Source organism: Streptomyces orinoci (assembly GCF_003121295.1).
Lineage (GTDB): Bacteria > Actinomycetota > Actinomycetes > Streptomycetales > Streptomycetaceae > Streptomyces > Streptomyces orinoci.
In genome coordinates this window covers 1,017,739-1,033,238 of sequence record NZ_PHNC01000029.1, presented here as the reverse complement: position 1 = coordinate 1,033,238, position 15,500 = coordinate 1,017,739, and the positions used below count along the sequence as shown (strand labels likewise).

Below are 15,500 nucleotides of genomic sequence, written 5' to 3'. Positions count from 1 at the left end.
TTTCGCTTTGCGTGGTGGTCCTACGGCGGGTGGACCGGCCGGGGCCCGTTAGGCTCAGGCAGCAGAACTGCAGACCCACACGAAGGAGACCCTCGTGCCGTCCATCGACGTCGTCGTAGCTCGCGAGATCCTCGACTCGCGAGGCAACCCCACGGTCGAGGTCGAGGTCGGCCTCGACGACGGCTCCACCGGCCGTGCCGCCGTGCCGTCCGGCGCCTCCACCGGCGCCTTCGAGGCCATCGAGCTCCGGGACGGGGACAAGAACCGCTACCTGGGCAAGGGCGTGGAGAAGGCGGTGCTGGCCGTCATCGAGCAGATCGGCCCGGAGCTGGTCGGCTATGACGCCACCGAGCAGCGCCTGATCGACCAGGCCATGTTCGACCTGGACGCCACCGACAACAAGGGCTCGCTGGGCGCCAACGCCATCCTGGGCGTCTCCCTGGCCGTGGCGCACGCCGCCTCCGAGGCGTCCGACCTGCCGCTCTTCCGCTACCTGGGCGGCCCCAACGCGCACCTGCTGCCGGTGCCGATGATGAACATCCTCAACGGCGGCTCGCACGCCGACTCCAATGTGGACATCCAGGAGTTCATGATCGCGCCGATCGGCGCCGAGTCCTTCTCCGAGGCCCTGCGCTGGGGCACCGAGGTCTACCACACCCTCAAGAAGGTGCTGAAGGGCCGCGGTCTGTCCACCGGCCTGGGCGACGAGGGCGGCTTCGCCCCCAACCTGGGCTCCAACCGCGAGGCCCTGGACCTGATCCTGGAGGCCATCAAGGAGGCCGGCTACACCCCCGGCCAGGACATCGCCCTCGCCCTGGACGTCGCCGCCTCCGAGTTCTACAAGGACGGCAAGTACCTCTTCGAGGGCAAGGAGCGCTCCGCCGAGGAGATGACCGCCTACTACGCCGAGCTGGTCGAGGCGTACCCGCTGGTCTCCATCGAGGACCCGCTGTTCGAGGACGACTGGGACGGCTGGAAGACCATCACCGAGCAGCTCGGTGCCAAGGTCCAGCTGGTCGGTGACGACCTGTTCGTCACCAACCCCGAGCGCCTGGCCCGCGGCATCGAGGAGGGCGCCGCCAACGCCCTGCTGGTGAAGGTCAACCAGATCGGTTCGCTGACCGAGACCCTGGACGCCGTGGAGCTGGCCCAGCGCAACGGCTTCAAGTGCATGATGTCCCACCGCTCCGGTGAGACCGAGGACGTCACCATCGCCGACCTGGCCGTCGCCACCAACTGCGGCCAGATCAAGACCGGTGCCCCGGCCCGCTCCGAGCGCGTCGCCAAGTACAACCAGCTGCTGCGCATCGAGGAGATCCTCGACGACGCCGCGGTGTACGCGGGGCGTTCCGCCTTCCCCCGGTTTCGCTCTGCGAACTAGTAAGCACAGCGCTCTGCGAACTAGTAAGCACAGCGCTCTGCGAACCAGTAAGCACAGCGTTCGGGGAACTGAGTAGCCACAGCAAGGGCTGGGGCTGACAAGCCCTCAGCTTCACCCCGTCCTCGGTCATGGTCCCGTACCGTGGCCGGGGACGGGCTTTGTGCGTCCGCACCGGACCCGTCCCTAACCGGACCCAAGGGGAGGCGATGTGGCGGCGGAACGGTTTTCCACCGCGACCAGACTCAAGGCGCTCGGCACGGTGCTGGTCCAGGGGCCGAACGTCCGCCGCACCGGGCCACCGCGGCGCAGCCGGCTGACCGGCCGGGCCGCGCTGCTGGCGCTGGTGGTCTGTTCGCTGGTCGTCGCCCTCGCCTACCCCATGCGCCAGTGGGTCACCCAGCGGTCTGACATCGACGACCAGCGGCGGCAGTCCGAGCACGCCCGCCAGGAGGTCAGACGGCTGAGCGACGAGAAGGCACGGCTGGAGGACCCGGCATATGTCGAGCAGCAGGCGCGCGAGCACCTGCACTATGTACGCCCCGGCGAGACCGGCTACACCGTGCTGGACGGCAGTGGCGCCGCCCGCCGGCCGAAGGACCAGGGAGCCGCCGACCGGCCCTGGTACCGCAACCTCTGGGACGGTGTGGACGCGGCCGACAACCGCCGCTGACGCCCCGCCCCTTCACCAAGACCGACCGGACCCACCAGTCCGACCAGACCCACCGAGCACAAGCGAGCCCATGGAAACCCCTCCTCCGCAGACCGAGCCCACCGAGCCCACCGACGCCGATATCGCCGCCTTCAAGGCGCAGTTGGGGCGCCCGCCGCGCGGTCTGCGCGCCATCGCGCACCGCTGCCCCTGCGGCAACCCCGATGTGGTCGAGACCGCGCCGCGGCTGGAGGACGGTACGCCCTTCCCCACCCTCTACTACCTGACCTGCCCCCGGGCGTCCTCCGCCATCGGCACGCTGGAGGCCGAGGGCGTGATGAAGGAGATGTCCGAGCGGCTGAAGACCGATCCGGAACTGGCCGCCGCCTACCGGGCCGCGCACGAGGACTACATCCGGCGCCGGGACGCCATCGAGGTGCTGGAGGGCTTCCCCAGCGCGGGCGGCATGCCGGACCGGGTCAAGTGCCTGCATGTGCTGGTGGGGCACTCGCTGGCGGCGGGGCCGGGGGTCAATCCGCTGGGCGATGAGGCGATCGCGATGCTGCCGGAGTGGTGGCGCAAGGGGCCTTGTGTCTCGCCGTGCGAGGGCGAGCAGGGCTGAGTCAGGCCGTGTTCGAGTGCGGGCAGTTTGTGGCTGGTCGTGCCCACGCGGCGGAGCCGCAGGATTTCACCGTCCCGCGCCCCTGAAGGGGCGCCCCATACCCCACTTTCAGGAGCACTCATGCGTGTCGCCGCCGTTGACTGCGGTACCAATTCGATCCGTCTCCTCGTAGCGGACGCGAATCCGGCCACCGGTGAACTCATCGAGCTGGACCGGCGGATGACCATCGTCCGGCTCGGCCAGGGCGTGGACCGCACCGGGCGCCTGGCGCCCGAGGCCCTGGAGCGCACCTTCGCCGCCTGCCGCGAGTACGCGGAGGTGATCCGGGAACTCAAGGCCGAGCGCACCCGCTTTGTGGCCACCTCCGCCTCCCGGGACGCGGAGAACCGGGACGACTTCGTCCGCGGCGTGGTGGAGATCCTGGGCGTGGAGCCGGAGGTGATCAGCGGTGACCAGGAGGCGGAGTTCTCCTTCACCGGCGCCACCAGGGAGCTGGCCGGCCGCGCCGACCTGGAGCGGCCCTTCCTGGTGGTGGACATCGGCGGCGGCTCCACCGAGTTCGTGGTGGGCGAGGAGCATGTCCGGGCGGCGCGCAGTGTGGATGTGGGCTGTGTGCGGATGACGGAGCGTCATCTGGTGCACCAGGGGACGGTCACCGACCCGCCGGCGCCGGATCAAATCGCCGCCATACGGGCCGATGTCCAGGCCGCGCTGGACCTGGCGGAGGCGAGCGTCCCGCTGCGCGAGGCACGCACCCTGGTGGGCCTGGCCGGGTCGGTGACCACGGTGGCGGCGATCGCCCTGGAACTGCCCGAGTACGACTCGGCGGCCATCCACCATGCCCGGATCCCGCTGGCGAAGGTCCGGGAGGTCACCGAGCGGCTGCTGACCGCCACCCATGAGCAGCGTGCGGCCATCCCGGTGCTGCACCCGGGCCGGGTGGATGTGATCGGCGCCGGGGCGCTGGTGCTGCAGTGTGTGATGGAGCGGACCGGCGCCCGGGAGGTCGTGGTGAGCGAGCACGACATCCTCGACGGGATCGCCTGGAGCATCGCCTGAGGGCCCGTTGAAGGCCCCTGGGAACCCGGCCGGAAGCCCGGCCGGAGGGCCCGGCGGAAAAAGTTCGTGAAATCCTTCACATGAAAATTTGGCGCCGGCGGTCAAGAAGTGGCCGCCGGTCTGCCCATCCGTGCGGGAACGGGCTCGCAAGGGCGCCTTGGCGCAGGCCGGGCAAGGGTTGACGGTGGTAACCGACAGGGCCCGTTCGAGCGGTGGTCCACTGACGCTCGGGCCCGCAAGGCCAGTTCAGCGGGGGTGTCAACGCAGAAGTGGACCGCGTGGTTCCCCTTCTCGGCTATGGCGTCGGTCACGTGGGCCGCGCAGTGTAGCAGACCCCCCTGTAAGACTGTGGTCGGGGCGCACGCGCACCCGTGGGAACCGTGCTGGATACTCGAATCATGAGCACCACGGAGCGTCCACGGATCCTCGTAGTAGGCGGTGGGTACGTCGGCCTGTATGCGGCGCGCCGCATCCTGAAGAAGATGCGGTACGGCGAGGCGACCGTCACGGTCGTTGACCCGCGCTCGTACATGACGTACCAGCCCTTCCTCCCCGAAGCAGCCGCCGGCAGCATCTCCCCGCGTCATGTCGTGGTGCCGCTGCGCCGGGTGCTCCCCAAGGCGGAGGTCCTCACCGGCCGCGTCACCACCATCGACCAGGACCGCAAGGTCGCCACCATCGCCCCGCTGGTCGGCGAGGCGTATGAGCTGCCCTTCGACTACCTGGTCATCGCGCTGGGCGCGGTCTCCCGTACCTTCCCGATCCCCGGCCTCGCCGAGCAGGGCATCGGCATGAAGGGCATCGAGGAGGCCATCGGCCTGCGCAACCATGTGCTGGAGCAGCTCGACAAGGCCGACTCCACCACCGATGAGGAGATCCGCCGCAAGGCGCTGACCTTCGTCTTCGTCGGCGGTGGCTTCGCGGGTGCGGAGACCGTCGGTGAGGTCGAGGACATGGCCCGCGACGCCGCCAAGCACTACCGCAACGTCAAGCGCGAGGACATGCGTTTCATCCTCGTGGACGCCGCGGACAAGATCCTCCCCGAGGTGGGCCCCAAGCTCGGCCAGTACGGCAAGGAGCACCTGGAGAGCCGCGGGGTCGAGATCTACCTCTCCACCTCCATGGACTCCTGCGTGGACGGCCATGTGGTGCTGAAGAACGGCCTGGAGGTCGATGCCAGCACCATCGTGTGGACCGCGGGCGTCAAGCCCAACCCGGCGCTGGCCCGCTTCGGCCTGCCGCTGGGCCCGCGCGGCCATGTGGACACCTCGGAGACCCTCCAGGTGCAGGGCACCGACTACATCTGGGCCGCGGGCGACAACGCCCAGGTCCCGGACATGGTCGGGCGCAAGGCCGGCAATGAGAACGCCTGGTGCCCGCCCAACGCCCAGCACGCGCTGCGCCAGGCCAAGGTGCTCGGCGACAATGTGGTCTCCGGGATGCGCGGCTTCCCGCAGAAGACCTACGCCCACGCCAACAAGGGCGCGGTGGCCGGTCTCGGCCTGCACAAGGGCGTCGCGATGATCGTCATGGGCAAGATGAAGATCAAGCTCAAGGGCCGTCTCGCCTGGTACATGCACCGCGGCTACCACGGTCTGGCCATGCCGACCTGGAACCGGAAGATCCGCGTCTTTGCGGACTGGACCCTGGGCATGTTCCTCAAGCGCGAGGTCGTCTCGCTGGGCGCCATGGAGAACCCCCGCGAGGAGTTCTACGAGGCCGCCAAGCCCGCCCCGCAGCCCGCCGACGCGGCTTCCCCGCAGAAGGCCAAGGCCAGCTGACCCAAGGTCACACACCAAGGGCGTCCACCAAATCCGTGGGGTGGGCGCCCTTCGGCGTACCCGGGGCGCCGGGGCGCTGAGGGGTGCGCCCGGCCGTTGGGCCGTCACGGCAGAAAGCGGCTCCCCCGGGGAAGGTGACGGGCTTTCCCCGGGAAGGAGTACTTGCACATCCGCTGGTGTTCAGGCGTCGGATGAATCCATCCCGGTCTTCCGGCGCTTCATCATGGAGGTGCGATATGCCCCAGGCCGCCCAACGGCTCACCGCGCTCGCGCAACAGGTACTGGGAGTCCCGCTCCCGGTCCGCCTGCGCGCCTGGGACGGCAGCGAGTCCGGCCCGCCCGGCACCCCGGTGCTGGTCATCCGCAACCGCCGGGCGCTGCGCAGGCTGCTGTGGAAGCCCGGCGAACTGGGCCTGGCCCGCGCCTGGGTGGCCGGTGACCTCCAGGTGGAGGGCGATCTCTACCAGGCCCTGGACCTGCTGGCCGGCAACCTCTGGGAGCGCGGCGAGGACCCCGCCCGCCCCACCGGCGCCAGGGCGCTGCTGGCCGCCCTGCGCGACCCCCGACTGCGCCTGGCCGCCCGGGAGTTGATCCGGCTCGCCGGACCGCTGCCGCCCCCCGCGCCGCCCGCCGAGGAGGCCCGCAGGCCCGGCGGGGCGCTGCACACCCTGCGCCGGGACAAGCAGGCCATCAGCCACCACTACGACGTGGGCAACACCTTCTACGAGCGGGTGCTCGGCCCGTCCATGGTCTACTCCTGCGCCTACTGGGAGCCCGGCGCCACCCTGGAGGAGGCGCAGCGCGCCAAACTCGACCTGGTGTGCCGGAAGTTGGGGCTGCGGGCGGGGATGCGGCTGCTGGACGTGGGCTGCGGCTGGGGCTCCATGGTGCTGCACGCCGCCCATGAGTACGGGGTGAGCGCGGTGGGCATCACCCTCTCCGAGGAGCAGGCGCTCTACGCCCGTAAGCGGGTGGCCGAGGCCGGGCTGGCGGACCGGGTGGAGATCCGGGTCCAGGACTACCGGGAGCTCAACGACGGGCCGTATGACGCCATTTCGTCCATCGGCATGGCCGAGCATGTGGGTTCGGCGCGGTATGCCGAGTACGCCGCGGATCTCCATGCGCTGCTGCGGCCGGGCGGGCGGCTGCTCAACCACCAGATCGGCCGGCGCCCGCTGCGGGACGAACGGCACTACCGGGTGGACGAGTTCATCGACCGCTATGTCTTCCCCGACGGTGAACTGGCCCCGGTGGGGCGCACGGTGGCCCAGCTGGAGGAGGCCGGTTTCGAGGTCCGTGATGTGGAGGCGCTGCGCGAGCACTACGGCCTCACCCTGCGGGCCTGGGTGGCCAATCTCCAGGAGCACTGGGACGAGGCGGTGCGGCTGACCTCGCCGGGCCGGGCCAGGGTGTGGCTGCTGTACATGGCCGCCTCGGCGCTGTCCTTCGAGCGCAACCGGATCGGCGTCAACCAGGTGCTGGCGGTGCGTACCCCGGTATCGGGGGAGCCGGGGCTGCCGCTGCGGACCAGGGAGTGGCGGGGCTGAACGCCGACGGGCCCGGCTCCTGGAGAAGGAGCCGGGCCCGTCAACGTGGCCTTCAAAGTGCCGTCAAGGTGCCTGGAATCAGTCCGCCTTGATGGCGGAGAGCATATTCATCCGGGCGGCGCGGCGGGCGGGCCAGAGCGCGGCCAGCATGCCCACCAGACCGGCCAGCAGCAGGAAGATGCCCATCCGGCCCCAGGGCAGCACCAGTTCATAGGTGGCCAGACCGCCCTTGATCTGCTCACCGGCGGCCCAGCCGAAGAACACGCCCAGGCCGATGCCCAGCACCCCGCCGAACAGCGAGATCACCAGGGACTCCAGGCGGACCATCCGCTTGATGCCCTTGCGGTCCAGGCCGATGGCGCGCAGCATGCCGATCTCCTGCTGGCGCTCGAAGACCGACATCGCCAGGGTGTTGACCACACCGAGCACCGCCACGATCACGGCCATGGCGAGCAGTGCGTAGAGCACATTCAGCAGCAGGTTGATGCCCTGGGCGATGGCATTGGAGATGTCGTTCTTGTCCTGGATCTGGATGGCCGGGTTGTCGCCCAGTGCCTTGGTCAGCGAGCGCTTGGTGGCCTCACTGGTACCGGACTTGGTCTTGACCATCACCTGCATATCGCGGACCTCGGACATATGCGGGGTCACCACGGAGTTGTCCACCATGATGCCGCGGATCATCCGGTTGCCGTCGAAGAGGCCGGTGATGGTGAGCTTGTCCCGCTTGCCGTCCTGGAAGGTGACATTCACCGAGGAACCCAGCTTCCAGCCGAAGTCCTTGGCGGTGTGGTCGTCCACGATCGCCTGCCGGCCGGTGAGTTGGTCGGAGCCGGAGACAAAGTGCAGCTTGGTCAGCTTGGCGAAGCTGTCGCCGTTGACCCCGGTGAGGGAGTGCAGGTCGCTGCCGACCCGGGCCTCGGTGGAGCGCAGCGGGCTGCTGGCGGTGACCTCGGGCAGCGCGGCCAGCTTCTTGTCCACCTCGGGGGACAGGCCCATACCGCCGCCCTCGCCGGCCATGGAGACCACATAGTCGGCCCGCAGGGCGTCGGTGGCCAGCTTGTCGATGGCGCTCTGCACACTGCCGGCGATCACGGTCAGGCCGGTGATCAGGGTCAGACCGATCATCAGCGCCGAGGCGGTGGCCGCGGTACGGCGCGGGTTGCGCACCGCGTTCTGCCGGGCGAGCTTTCCGGAGATGCCGAAGACGCGCAGCAGCGGAGCGGCGGCGGCTATCAGCGGCCGGGACAGCAGCGGGGTGAGCACGAACACGCCGATCAGCAGCAGGCCGGCGCCCAGGCCCAGCATGCTCTTGCTGCCGGCGGTGATGGTCAGCGCGGCACCGGCCGCGGCCAGCACTCCGCCGATGCTGTTGCGCACCACCAGCGAACGGGTGGTGGCCACCGCGTGCACGCTGTTCATGGCGGCCACCGGCGGGATCTTGGCGGCCCGGCGGCCGGGCAGCCAGGCGGCCAGCATGGTCACCAGGATGCCGACGGCCAGCGAGGTGACCACGGTCGAGGGGGAGATCACCAGCGGACCGTCCGGGACCACCGCGCCGGTGTTGTTCAGCAGGGCGCGCAGGCCCGCGCCGATGCCGATGCCCGCCAGCAGACCGGTCACCCCGGCCACCGCGCCCACCACAAAGGCCTCGATCAGCACCGAGCGGGTGATCTGGCGGCGGCTGGCGCCGACCGCCCGCATCAGGGCCAGCTCCTTGGTGCGCTGGGCGATCAGCATGGTGAAGGTGTTGGCGATGATGAAGATGCCGACGAACAGGGCGATCCCGGCGAAGACCAGCATCACGGTGCGCATGGTGCTGCTGCCGTCGGCTATCGCCTTGGCCTGGTCATCGGCGAGCTTTTTGCCGGTGGTGGTCTGGGCGTCCTTCGGCAGCAGCTTGTCCAGCTCTGCCTTCAGGGCGTCCTGGGAGGTGCCGGGCGCGGCCTTGACATCGATCTCGGAGAACTCACCGGGCTTGGTGTAGAGCTGCTGCGCGGTGCGGGTGTCGAACAGGGCCAGGCTGCCGCCGGCCGCCACATTGCCGTCGTCGGTGGTGAAGATGCCGGTGAGCTTCTGGCTGAGCACCGGGCCGCTGACGGACATCCGTATGGTGTCGCCGAGCTTGAAGCCGCCCCGGTCGGCGGTGCGCTGGTCCAGGGCCACCTCGCCGGGGGCCCGCGGGGCGCGGCCGGACTTCATCGGGTAGCGGGCGTCCTGGCCGTTCGAGCCCGGGTAGTAGTTGGAGCCGGTGGAGTTGAAGCCCTCGCCGAGCAGCTTGCCGTCCTTGTCGGCGATGCCGGCGAAGCCGTGCACCGAGCCGGAGACCGAGGCGGCGCCGGGCACCTTGGCGGCCTTGTCGAGCAGGGCCTGGGACAGGTTGGGGATGTCACCGGGCTGCCGGTCCTCGCCCTTCGCCCGGTGCGGGGTGATGGCGACGTCGATCCCGGTGAAGCCCTTCTGGGAGCTCTTCTGGTACGCGTCGGAGACGGTCGAGGTGAAGACCAGGGTGCCGGAGACAAAGGCCACGCCGAGCAGTACGGCGAGGACGGTCATCAGCAGCCGGGCCTTGTGCGCGAGCACATTGCGCAAGGCGGTACGGAACACGTGGATTCAGTCCTGGGAAGTCGAAGCGGCGAAGACGGTCAGCTGGTACGGCCCTTGGCGTCGAAGCGCTTCATCCGGTCCAGCACGGCCTCGGCGGTGGGCTGGCGCATCTCGTCCACGATGCGGCCGTCGGCGAGGAAGACCACCCGGTCCGCGTAGGAGGCGGCCACCGGGTCATGGGTGACCATCACCACCGTCTGGCCCAGCTCGCGCACCGAGTTGCGCAGAAAGCCCAGGACCTCGGCGCCGGAGCGGGAGTCCAGGTTTCCGGTGGGCTCGTCGGCGAACATGATCTCCGGGCGGCCGGCCAGCGCGCGGGCGACGGCCACGCGCTGCTGCTGGCCGCCGGAGAGCTGGTTGGGCCGGTGCTTCAGCCGCCCGGACAGGCCCACCGTCTCCACCACCGTCTCCAGCCACTTGGCGTCCGGCTTGCGGCCCGCGATGTCCATCGGCAGGGTGATGTTCTCCAGGGCGTTCAGGGTGGGCAGCAGGTTGAAGGCCTGGAAGATAAACCCGATCTTGTCCCGGCGGAGCTTGGTGAGCTTCTTGTCGTTGAGCGAGGTCAGCTCGATGTCACCTATCCGGGCCGAGCCGCTGGAGACCGAGTCCAGGCCCGCCATGCAGTGCATCAGGGTGGACTTGCCGGAGCCGGAGGGGCCCATGATGGCGGTGAACTCGGCGCGGTGGAACTCGACGGAGACCGCGTCCAGGGCGACCACCTGGGTCTCGCCCTGTCCGTAGACCTTGGTGAGATCCGTGGCGCGGGCCGCCGGCGCGGAGGTGCGGACGGCGGTCTGGGCGCCGGAGGGGCTGGTGGTCACGGAGGACACTCCTTGCGGGACGGTGAACCGGGGACTTGACCATCCTCCTGCCCGGTGCTCCGCCGCGGATCCGCCCCAGCTACCGTTCTGGGGACAGCCTCCGGAGGTATGTCCCGGCGCCGGAGTCATCCTTGGGTAGGACAGCGGCCCCCGCCGTGCCGCAGTCGAGATTGCGACATTTCCGGGGCATCCGGGGGGTGGGGGGATGAGCGGCCTGGATCGGCCGTTGGCATGTGCCAATGGCGTCGGCGCACTCCTGATGTACCCTCAGTTGCCAATAAAATAAGACAACCTCGGGTCGGCGTTCCGCTGTTTGGGGGGCGCTCCCCGGATAGGCTCGTCCTGCTCTCCTTGAGGGAGACCCGCGCGTCCCGCTCGTGTGGTCCGAGGGCCCGCCCGGATGGTGGAAAGCAGACACGGCGAGCTTAAACCTCGCTGGCCCTTCGGGCCGTGCCGGTTCGAGTCCGGCTCCGGGCACACCCCGCTTCTCCGCGCTCTCCGCGTTTTTGACAGATCCCTGACGCTTCCGTCGGTGTGTCCGCGGAACCGGGCGGCCCGGGATTGCGTTTGTCCGGTCGGGGGCAGTCGGGCAAAAGATCGTCCCTAAGCACGAGAGCCATTCCTTTGCCTAGCTATTACCCTGGTCGGCAAGGCCGCGCACGGTGGCCATGGAGGAGTGAAATGGAGAGCAGGAACCCGGTCTTCTCGCGACGGGGGTTCACTCCCGGCAACGGCTACGCGGGATTCAACGCGGCGCCGCAGTCCGGGTCCGCGTCCTACGGCAACCCGTACGCGGACAACCCGTACGCGCAGCCCACCAACCCCTATGCGCAGGGCACGCCCGATCTCCAGTACGGCATGCCCCAGACCGCCGCCCGCACGGGCGTCATGACCATCGACGATGTCGTCTCCCGCACCGCCCTGACGCTGGGCGCGGTGGTGGTGATGGCGGCCGCCGCCTGGGCGCTGAAGCTCCCGGTCGGCGTGGGCTTCGGCGCGGGCCTGGTGGCGATGGTCCTGGGCCTGGTCCAGAGCTTCAAGGCCCGGCCGACCCCCGCCCTGATCATCGGCTACGCGCTGTGCGAGGGCCTCTTCCTGGGCGTGGTCAGCCAGGCGTACAACCAGGTCGCCAAGGGCGCCCCGATGCAGGCGGTGCTGGGCACCATGGCGGTCTTCGCCGGTGTGCTGATCGCCTACAAGACCCGCCTGATCCGGGTGAACGCCCGCTTCCAGCGTTTCGCCCTGGGAGCCGCTGTCGGCTTCCTGCTGCTGATGCTGGCCAATGGCCTGTTCGCGATGTTCGGCGGCGGTGACGGTCTGGGCTTCCGCAGCGGCGGCCTGGGCATCCTGGCCGGCATCGCCGGTGTGCTGATCGGCGCCATGTTCCTGGCGCTGGACTTCAAGCAGGTCGAGGACGGCGTCCGCTACGGCGCTCCGCGCGAGGAGTCCTGGCTGGCGGCCTTCGGTCTGACGCTGACCCTGGTGTGGATCTACACCGAGCTGCTGCGTCTGATCGCGATTCTCAACAGCAACGACTAGCGGCCGGCGGGCGGTTGCCCGTTGCCGGTTGCCGGTACGCACGGGACAGGGCCCGGGAAGGCGAGGGATCGCCTTCCCGGGCCCTGTCCCGTCCGGTAGGGGACGTGCCGACGACTAGCCCAGCTTCCGGGCGGCCCGTCGTAGGTCGTACTCATGCACGATCGCCTTGGCATGGCCGTACGCCAGGCCGTGTTCTCCGCGCAGCCAGCTGACCTTCTCCTCGAACCGGGAGAGTGCGGGGCCCTCATCGACCGCGCGCAGCCAGTCGGCGATCTCACGGCCGGTGCAGTGGGGGATTCGGGAGAGCAGGTTCCGGTGGGTTTCGTCGGAGTTGACGTGGGACATCGGCGCCTCCGGGACGCGTCGGATGATGGTCCTTCATGTCACCGTGCCTGAGTGTTCAGCCATTGGCAACAGTCGGTGGGCGCCACATAGGCTCGGGGCGTGGATGATGTGACGCCTCTGCTGACCGCCGTGGACACCTTCGCCGACCGGCTGCGGGCCCTGCCCCAGTCCCGCCTGAGCCGGGGTGCGGCCGCCGAAGCGCTGGAACTGGCGCGGGAGTTGGCCCGGCGGGCCCAGCGGATCGAGGAGCCGGGGGAGGGGGTGCCCCGGGAGATGCCGGAGGCCGGGATCTTCACGGTGGCCGACCAAGTGGCCGTCGCGGGCCACGACTTGGCCCAGGCGCTGGCCGTCGGCGCGGAGCCGGGTGCGGTGAGTGACGCTGTCGCCTTGATCGAGGCCAGCTCCCGCCGCTGCGGCCTCTAGCGCCGCCCCGCCAGGGGTGCAGGGAACGGCGCGCCCAGCCACCCACGACCTGCGGCCGAACCGCGAGGGTCGCCGGCAGACGCCGTTACGTCGCCGGGTGCGCCCCGCCAGGGGCGCGGGGGACTGCGCGATCAGCCACGCACGGCCTGCGGCCGAGCGGCAAGGGTCGCCGGCAGACGCGGTTTCGTCGCCGGGTGCGCCCCGCCAGGGGCGCGGGGAACTGCGCGCCCAGCCACGCACGGCCTGCGGCCGAGCGGCAAGGGTCGCCGGCAGACGCCGTTTCATCGCCGGGTGCCGCCCGGTGGGCGGTTGTGCCCACCCTCCCCCACGCCTGAACGGCGCGGGGGCACCCCCATCGCCCTGCGGAACGACTGCCCACAACCGCTCGGGGAACCCGGCGAGCAGCCGTAAGCGCTAAAGGGAAGCGATTACGCGGTCCGCGAGGACGTAGATGTTGCCCGTGGCGCAGCCGAAGGTCAGCGCATAGGCGCCAACCACCCCGGACCCACCCAGCAGCACCGGCGCATCCCCACCCCGCAGCGCCTCGGACAGGCTCTCGGCCGTCTCCCGGTGACCGGGGGTCATACAGATCGTGGTGCCATCGGCGAAGACATAGACGTCCAGCGTGCCCAGCGGCCCCGGCCGCACATCCGCCAGCGGCACCTCCGCCTCGGCCAGCTCCATGAGCCGCTCGAGGATGCGCTCATGGTCACCCACCACACCGGCGGGGGTGAAGTCAGGATGCGAGGGATGACGGCGCCGGGCGGCTTCCAGCTCCGCGTCCTCCTCCGGCTCCGGCCCGAACAGCGGATCCACTCCCGCGAAGTCGCCCTGCCGCGGCAGGTACAGCTCCTCACCGGTGCCGAAGGGCGCACCCGGCACGCCCGGACCGGCCAGGTCCCGGGCCTCCTGGGCGGCCCAGAACGCCCGCGCCTCGGCCAGCTCCCGCTCCCGCTCCTCCGCGAGCGCGTCCGCCACGGCCGCCCGTATCTCGGCGACCGGTGCGGTACGGGCGTGCGGCACGCCGCCGGACCGCGGCTCGGGGAGGTGGAGCGCGGTGAGGTCCCGGCGCAGGGCGGTGATCTGGCGCCGCAGCCCGCGGGTGACGTACACAGCGGCGGCCCCCGCGGTGGTGGCGGTGGTGGCGGCCAGCAGCAGGGCAACAGACATGGCGCTCACTGACGTACTCCCGGTTGCGATGGATCCCCCGAATTCCTACCTCAGCTTGACGGGGGCCGCCGCACGCCCAAAGTGCGAATGGTCATCAAACGGGCAGGACTTAGGGCCCGGAGGTTGCGTCTTCAACGATGTGACCTGGGGAAACGAATCTCCCCCGGGAGCTTGGTCACATCCTGGGGGAGATTCGGTCACGGTTGGGCAAGGTCCGTGCGGGATGCCACCGGCACTTTCCAGGGGCCTGGTGCCCGTAGCCGAAAAGCGCTAGCTCAGCCGCTCGAGCACCATCGCCATGCCCTGCCCGCCGCCCACGCACATGGTCTCCAGCCCGAACTGCTTGTCATGGAACTGGAGCGAGTTGATCAGCGTGCCGGTGATCCGTGCGCCGGTCATCCCGAAGGGGTGGCCGACGGCGATGGCGCCGCCGTTGACGTTCAGCCGGTCCAGGTCGATGCCCAGGTCCCGGTAGGAGGGGATGACCTGCGCGGCGAAGGCCTCGTTGATCTCCACCAGGTCGATGTCGCCGATGCTCAGCCCGGCCCGCTGCAGCGCCTGGCGGCTGGCCTCCACCGGCCCGTAGCCCATGATCTCGGGGGAGAGCGCGGAGACACCGGTGGAGACGATCCGGGCCAGCGGGGTCAGGCCCAGCTCCCGCGCCTTGGTGTCGGACATGATCACCACGGCCGCGGCGCCGTCATTGAGCGGACAGCAGTTGCCCGCCGTCACCAGCCCGTCCGGGCGGAAGGCGGGCTTCAGCCCGGCCACGCCCTCCAGGGTGACCCCGGCGCGCGGTCCGTCGTCCTTGCTCACCACCGTGCCGTCGGGGGTGGTGACCGGGGTGATCTCCCGCTCCCAGAAGCCCTTCTTGATGGCCTCCTCGGCCAGGTTCTGCGAGCGCACCCCGAACTCGTCCATCTCCTGGCGGGTGACGCCCTTGCACCGGGCCAGGTTCTCGGCGGTCTGGCCCATGGCGATGTACGCGTCCGGGACCAGCCCGTCCTCGCGGGGGTCGTGCCAGCCCTCGCCGGCCTTCTCGGCACGGGCCGCGGTACGCGCCTCGGCGTCCGCGAACAGCGGGTTGTGGGTGCCGGGCTGGCCGTCCGAGGAGCCGTTGACCGTACGGGAGACCATCTCCACGCCCGCCGAGATGAAGACATCGCCCTCCCCGGCCTTGATGGCGTGCAGCGCCATCCGGGAGGTCTGCAGCGAGGAGGCGCAGTAGCGGGTGATGGTGGTGGCGGGCAGGTGGTCCATGCCCATCTGTACGGCCACGATGCGGGCCAGGTTGTGGCCCTGCTCGCCGCCGGGCATGCCGCAGCCGAGCATCAGGTCGTCGATCTGGCGCGGGTCCAGCTCGGGGATCTTGGCGAGCGCGGCCTGGATGATGGTGGCGGTCAGGTCGTCCGGCCGCAGCTCCTTCAGCGAGCCCTTGAAGGCGCGGCCGATGGGGGAGCGGGCGGTAGAGACGATCACGGCTTCGGGCATCACGGCTCCTGTGGGCTCGGGCTGACTCCGGGTGAAGTTACCCGTGCGTAAGGCCGGGGTCACCAGGG

General features: G+C 70.2%; 13 protein-coding genes and 1 tRNA gene. 9 read left to right on the top strand and 5 right to left on the bottom strand.

The genetic code is table 11. The annotated features are described in order from the left end of the window. The first annotated feature begins 94 nt into the window (after window positions 1-94). From eno to CV755_RS19430, 6 genes are all read left to right on the top strand, one after another. Entirely contained in the window at window positions 95-1,381 is a 1,287-nt protein-coding gene (gene eno / locus CV755_RS19455) for a phosphopyruvate hydratase (protein WP_109281468.1), read from the top strand. A gap of 208 nt (window positions 1,382-1,589) precedes the next feature. Then, window positions 1,590-2,051, top strand: a complete 462-nt coding sequence (locus CV755_RS19450; protein ID WP_109281467.1) for an FtsB family cell division protein — start codon at window positions 1,590-1,592, stop codon at window positions 2,049-2,051. Window positions 2,052-2,121: 70 nt separating this feature from the next. Beyond that, window positions 2,122-2,652, top strand: a complete 531-nt coding sequence (locus CV755_RS19445) for a DUF501 domain-containing protein (RefSeq protein WP_109281466.1) — start codon at window positions 2,122-2,124, stop codon at window positions 2,650-2,652. Between the two features lie 120 nt (window positions 2,653-2,772). Further along, window positions 2,773-3,711 carry a Ppx/GppA phosphatase family protein gene (locus CV755_RS19440; protein WP_109281465.1) on the top strand — a complete coding sequence of 313 codons (939 nt, stop codon included), beginning with the start codon at window positions 2,773-2,775 and terminating at the stop codon, window positions 3,709-3,711. Window positions 3,712-4,109: 398 nt separating this feature from the next. Further along, window positions 4,110-5,492, top strand: a complete 1,383-nt coding sequence (locus CV755_RS19435) for an NAD(P)/FAD-dependent oxidoreductase (protein WP_109281464.1) — start codon at window positions 4,110-4,112, stop codon at window positions 5,490-5,492. A 236-nt stretch (window positions 5,493-5,728) separates the two neighbouring features. After that, window positions 5,729-7,039, top strand: coding sequence for a class I SAM-dependent methyltransferase (locus CV755_RS19430; protein WP_109281463.1), 1,311 nt, complete (start codon window positions 5,729-5,731; stop codon window positions 7,037-7,039). Window positions 7,040-7,117: 78 nt separating this feature from the next. Here CV755_RS19430 and CV755_RS19425 read toward each other — a convergent pair whose 3' ends face one another. Both CV755_RS19425 and CV755_RS19420 read right to left on the bottom strand, forming a co-directional pair. Further along, entirely contained in the window at window positions 7,118-9,643 is a 2,526-nt protein-coding gene (locus CV755_RS19425; protein ID WP_109281462.1) for an ABC transporter permease, read from the bottom strand. Window positions 9,644-9,681: 38 nt separating this feature from the next. Beyond that, window positions 9,682-10,464, bottom strand: coding sequence for an ABC transporter ATP-binding protein (locus tag CV755_RS19420; protein WP_109281461.1), 783 nt, complete (start codon window positions 10,462-10,464; stop codon window positions 9,682-9,684). 394 nt (window positions 10,465-10,858) lie between these two features. Here CV755_RS19420 and CV755_RS19415 point away from each other — a divergent pair. After that, window positions 10,859-10,941, top strand: a tRNA-Leu gene (locus CV755_RS19415). Between the two features lie 204 nt (window positions 10,942-11,145). Beyond that, a complete protein-coding gene (locus CV755_RS19410; protein WP_109281460.1) occupies window positions 11,146-12,003 on the top strand; it encodes a Bax inhibitor-1/YccA family protein in 858 nt (285 codons plus the stop codon). Window positions 12,004-12,117: 114 nt separating this feature from the next. Here the strand turns inward: CV755_RS19410 and CV755_RS19405 are convergent, their stop codons facing one another. Next, the gene (locus CV755_RS19405; protein ID WP_109281459.1) at window positions 12,118-12,348 is read right to left on the bottom strand and encodes a DUF4287 domain-containing protein; all 231 of its coding nucleotides are present in this window, start codon (window positions 12,346-12,348) and stop codon (window positions 12,118-12,120) included. 99 nt (window positions 12,349-12,447) lie between these two features. On the opposite strand from CV755_RS19405, the gene CV755_RS19400 reads away from it, so the two are divergent. Further along, window positions 12,448-12,771: a hypothetical protein gene (locus tag CV755_RS19400; protein WP_161968719.1), complete on the top strand. Its 324-nt coding sequence runs from the start codon at window positions 12,448-12,450 to the stop codon at window positions 12,769-12,771. A 414-nt stretch (window positions 12,772-13,185) separates the two neighbouring features. On the opposite strand, the gene CV755_RS19395 is transcribed toward CV755_RS19400, so the two are convergent. Together CV755_RS19395 and CV755_RS19390 are read right to left on the bottom strand one after the other, a co-directional pair. Beyond that, window positions 13,186-13,950, bottom strand: coding sequence for a hypothetical protein (locus tag CV755_RS19395; protein ID WP_109281457.1), 765 nt, complete (start codon window positions 13,948-13,950; stop codon window positions 13,186-13,188). Between the two features lie 261 nt (window positions 13,951-14,211). Continuing rightward, complete coding sequence (locus tag CV755_RS19390) at window positions 14,212-15,432, bottom strand: acetyl-CoA C-acetyltransferase (RefSeq protein ID WP_109281456.1); 1,221 nt, start codon at window positions 15,430-15,432, stop codon at window positions 14,212-14,214. Window positions 15,433-15,500 lie beyond the last annotated feature (68 nt).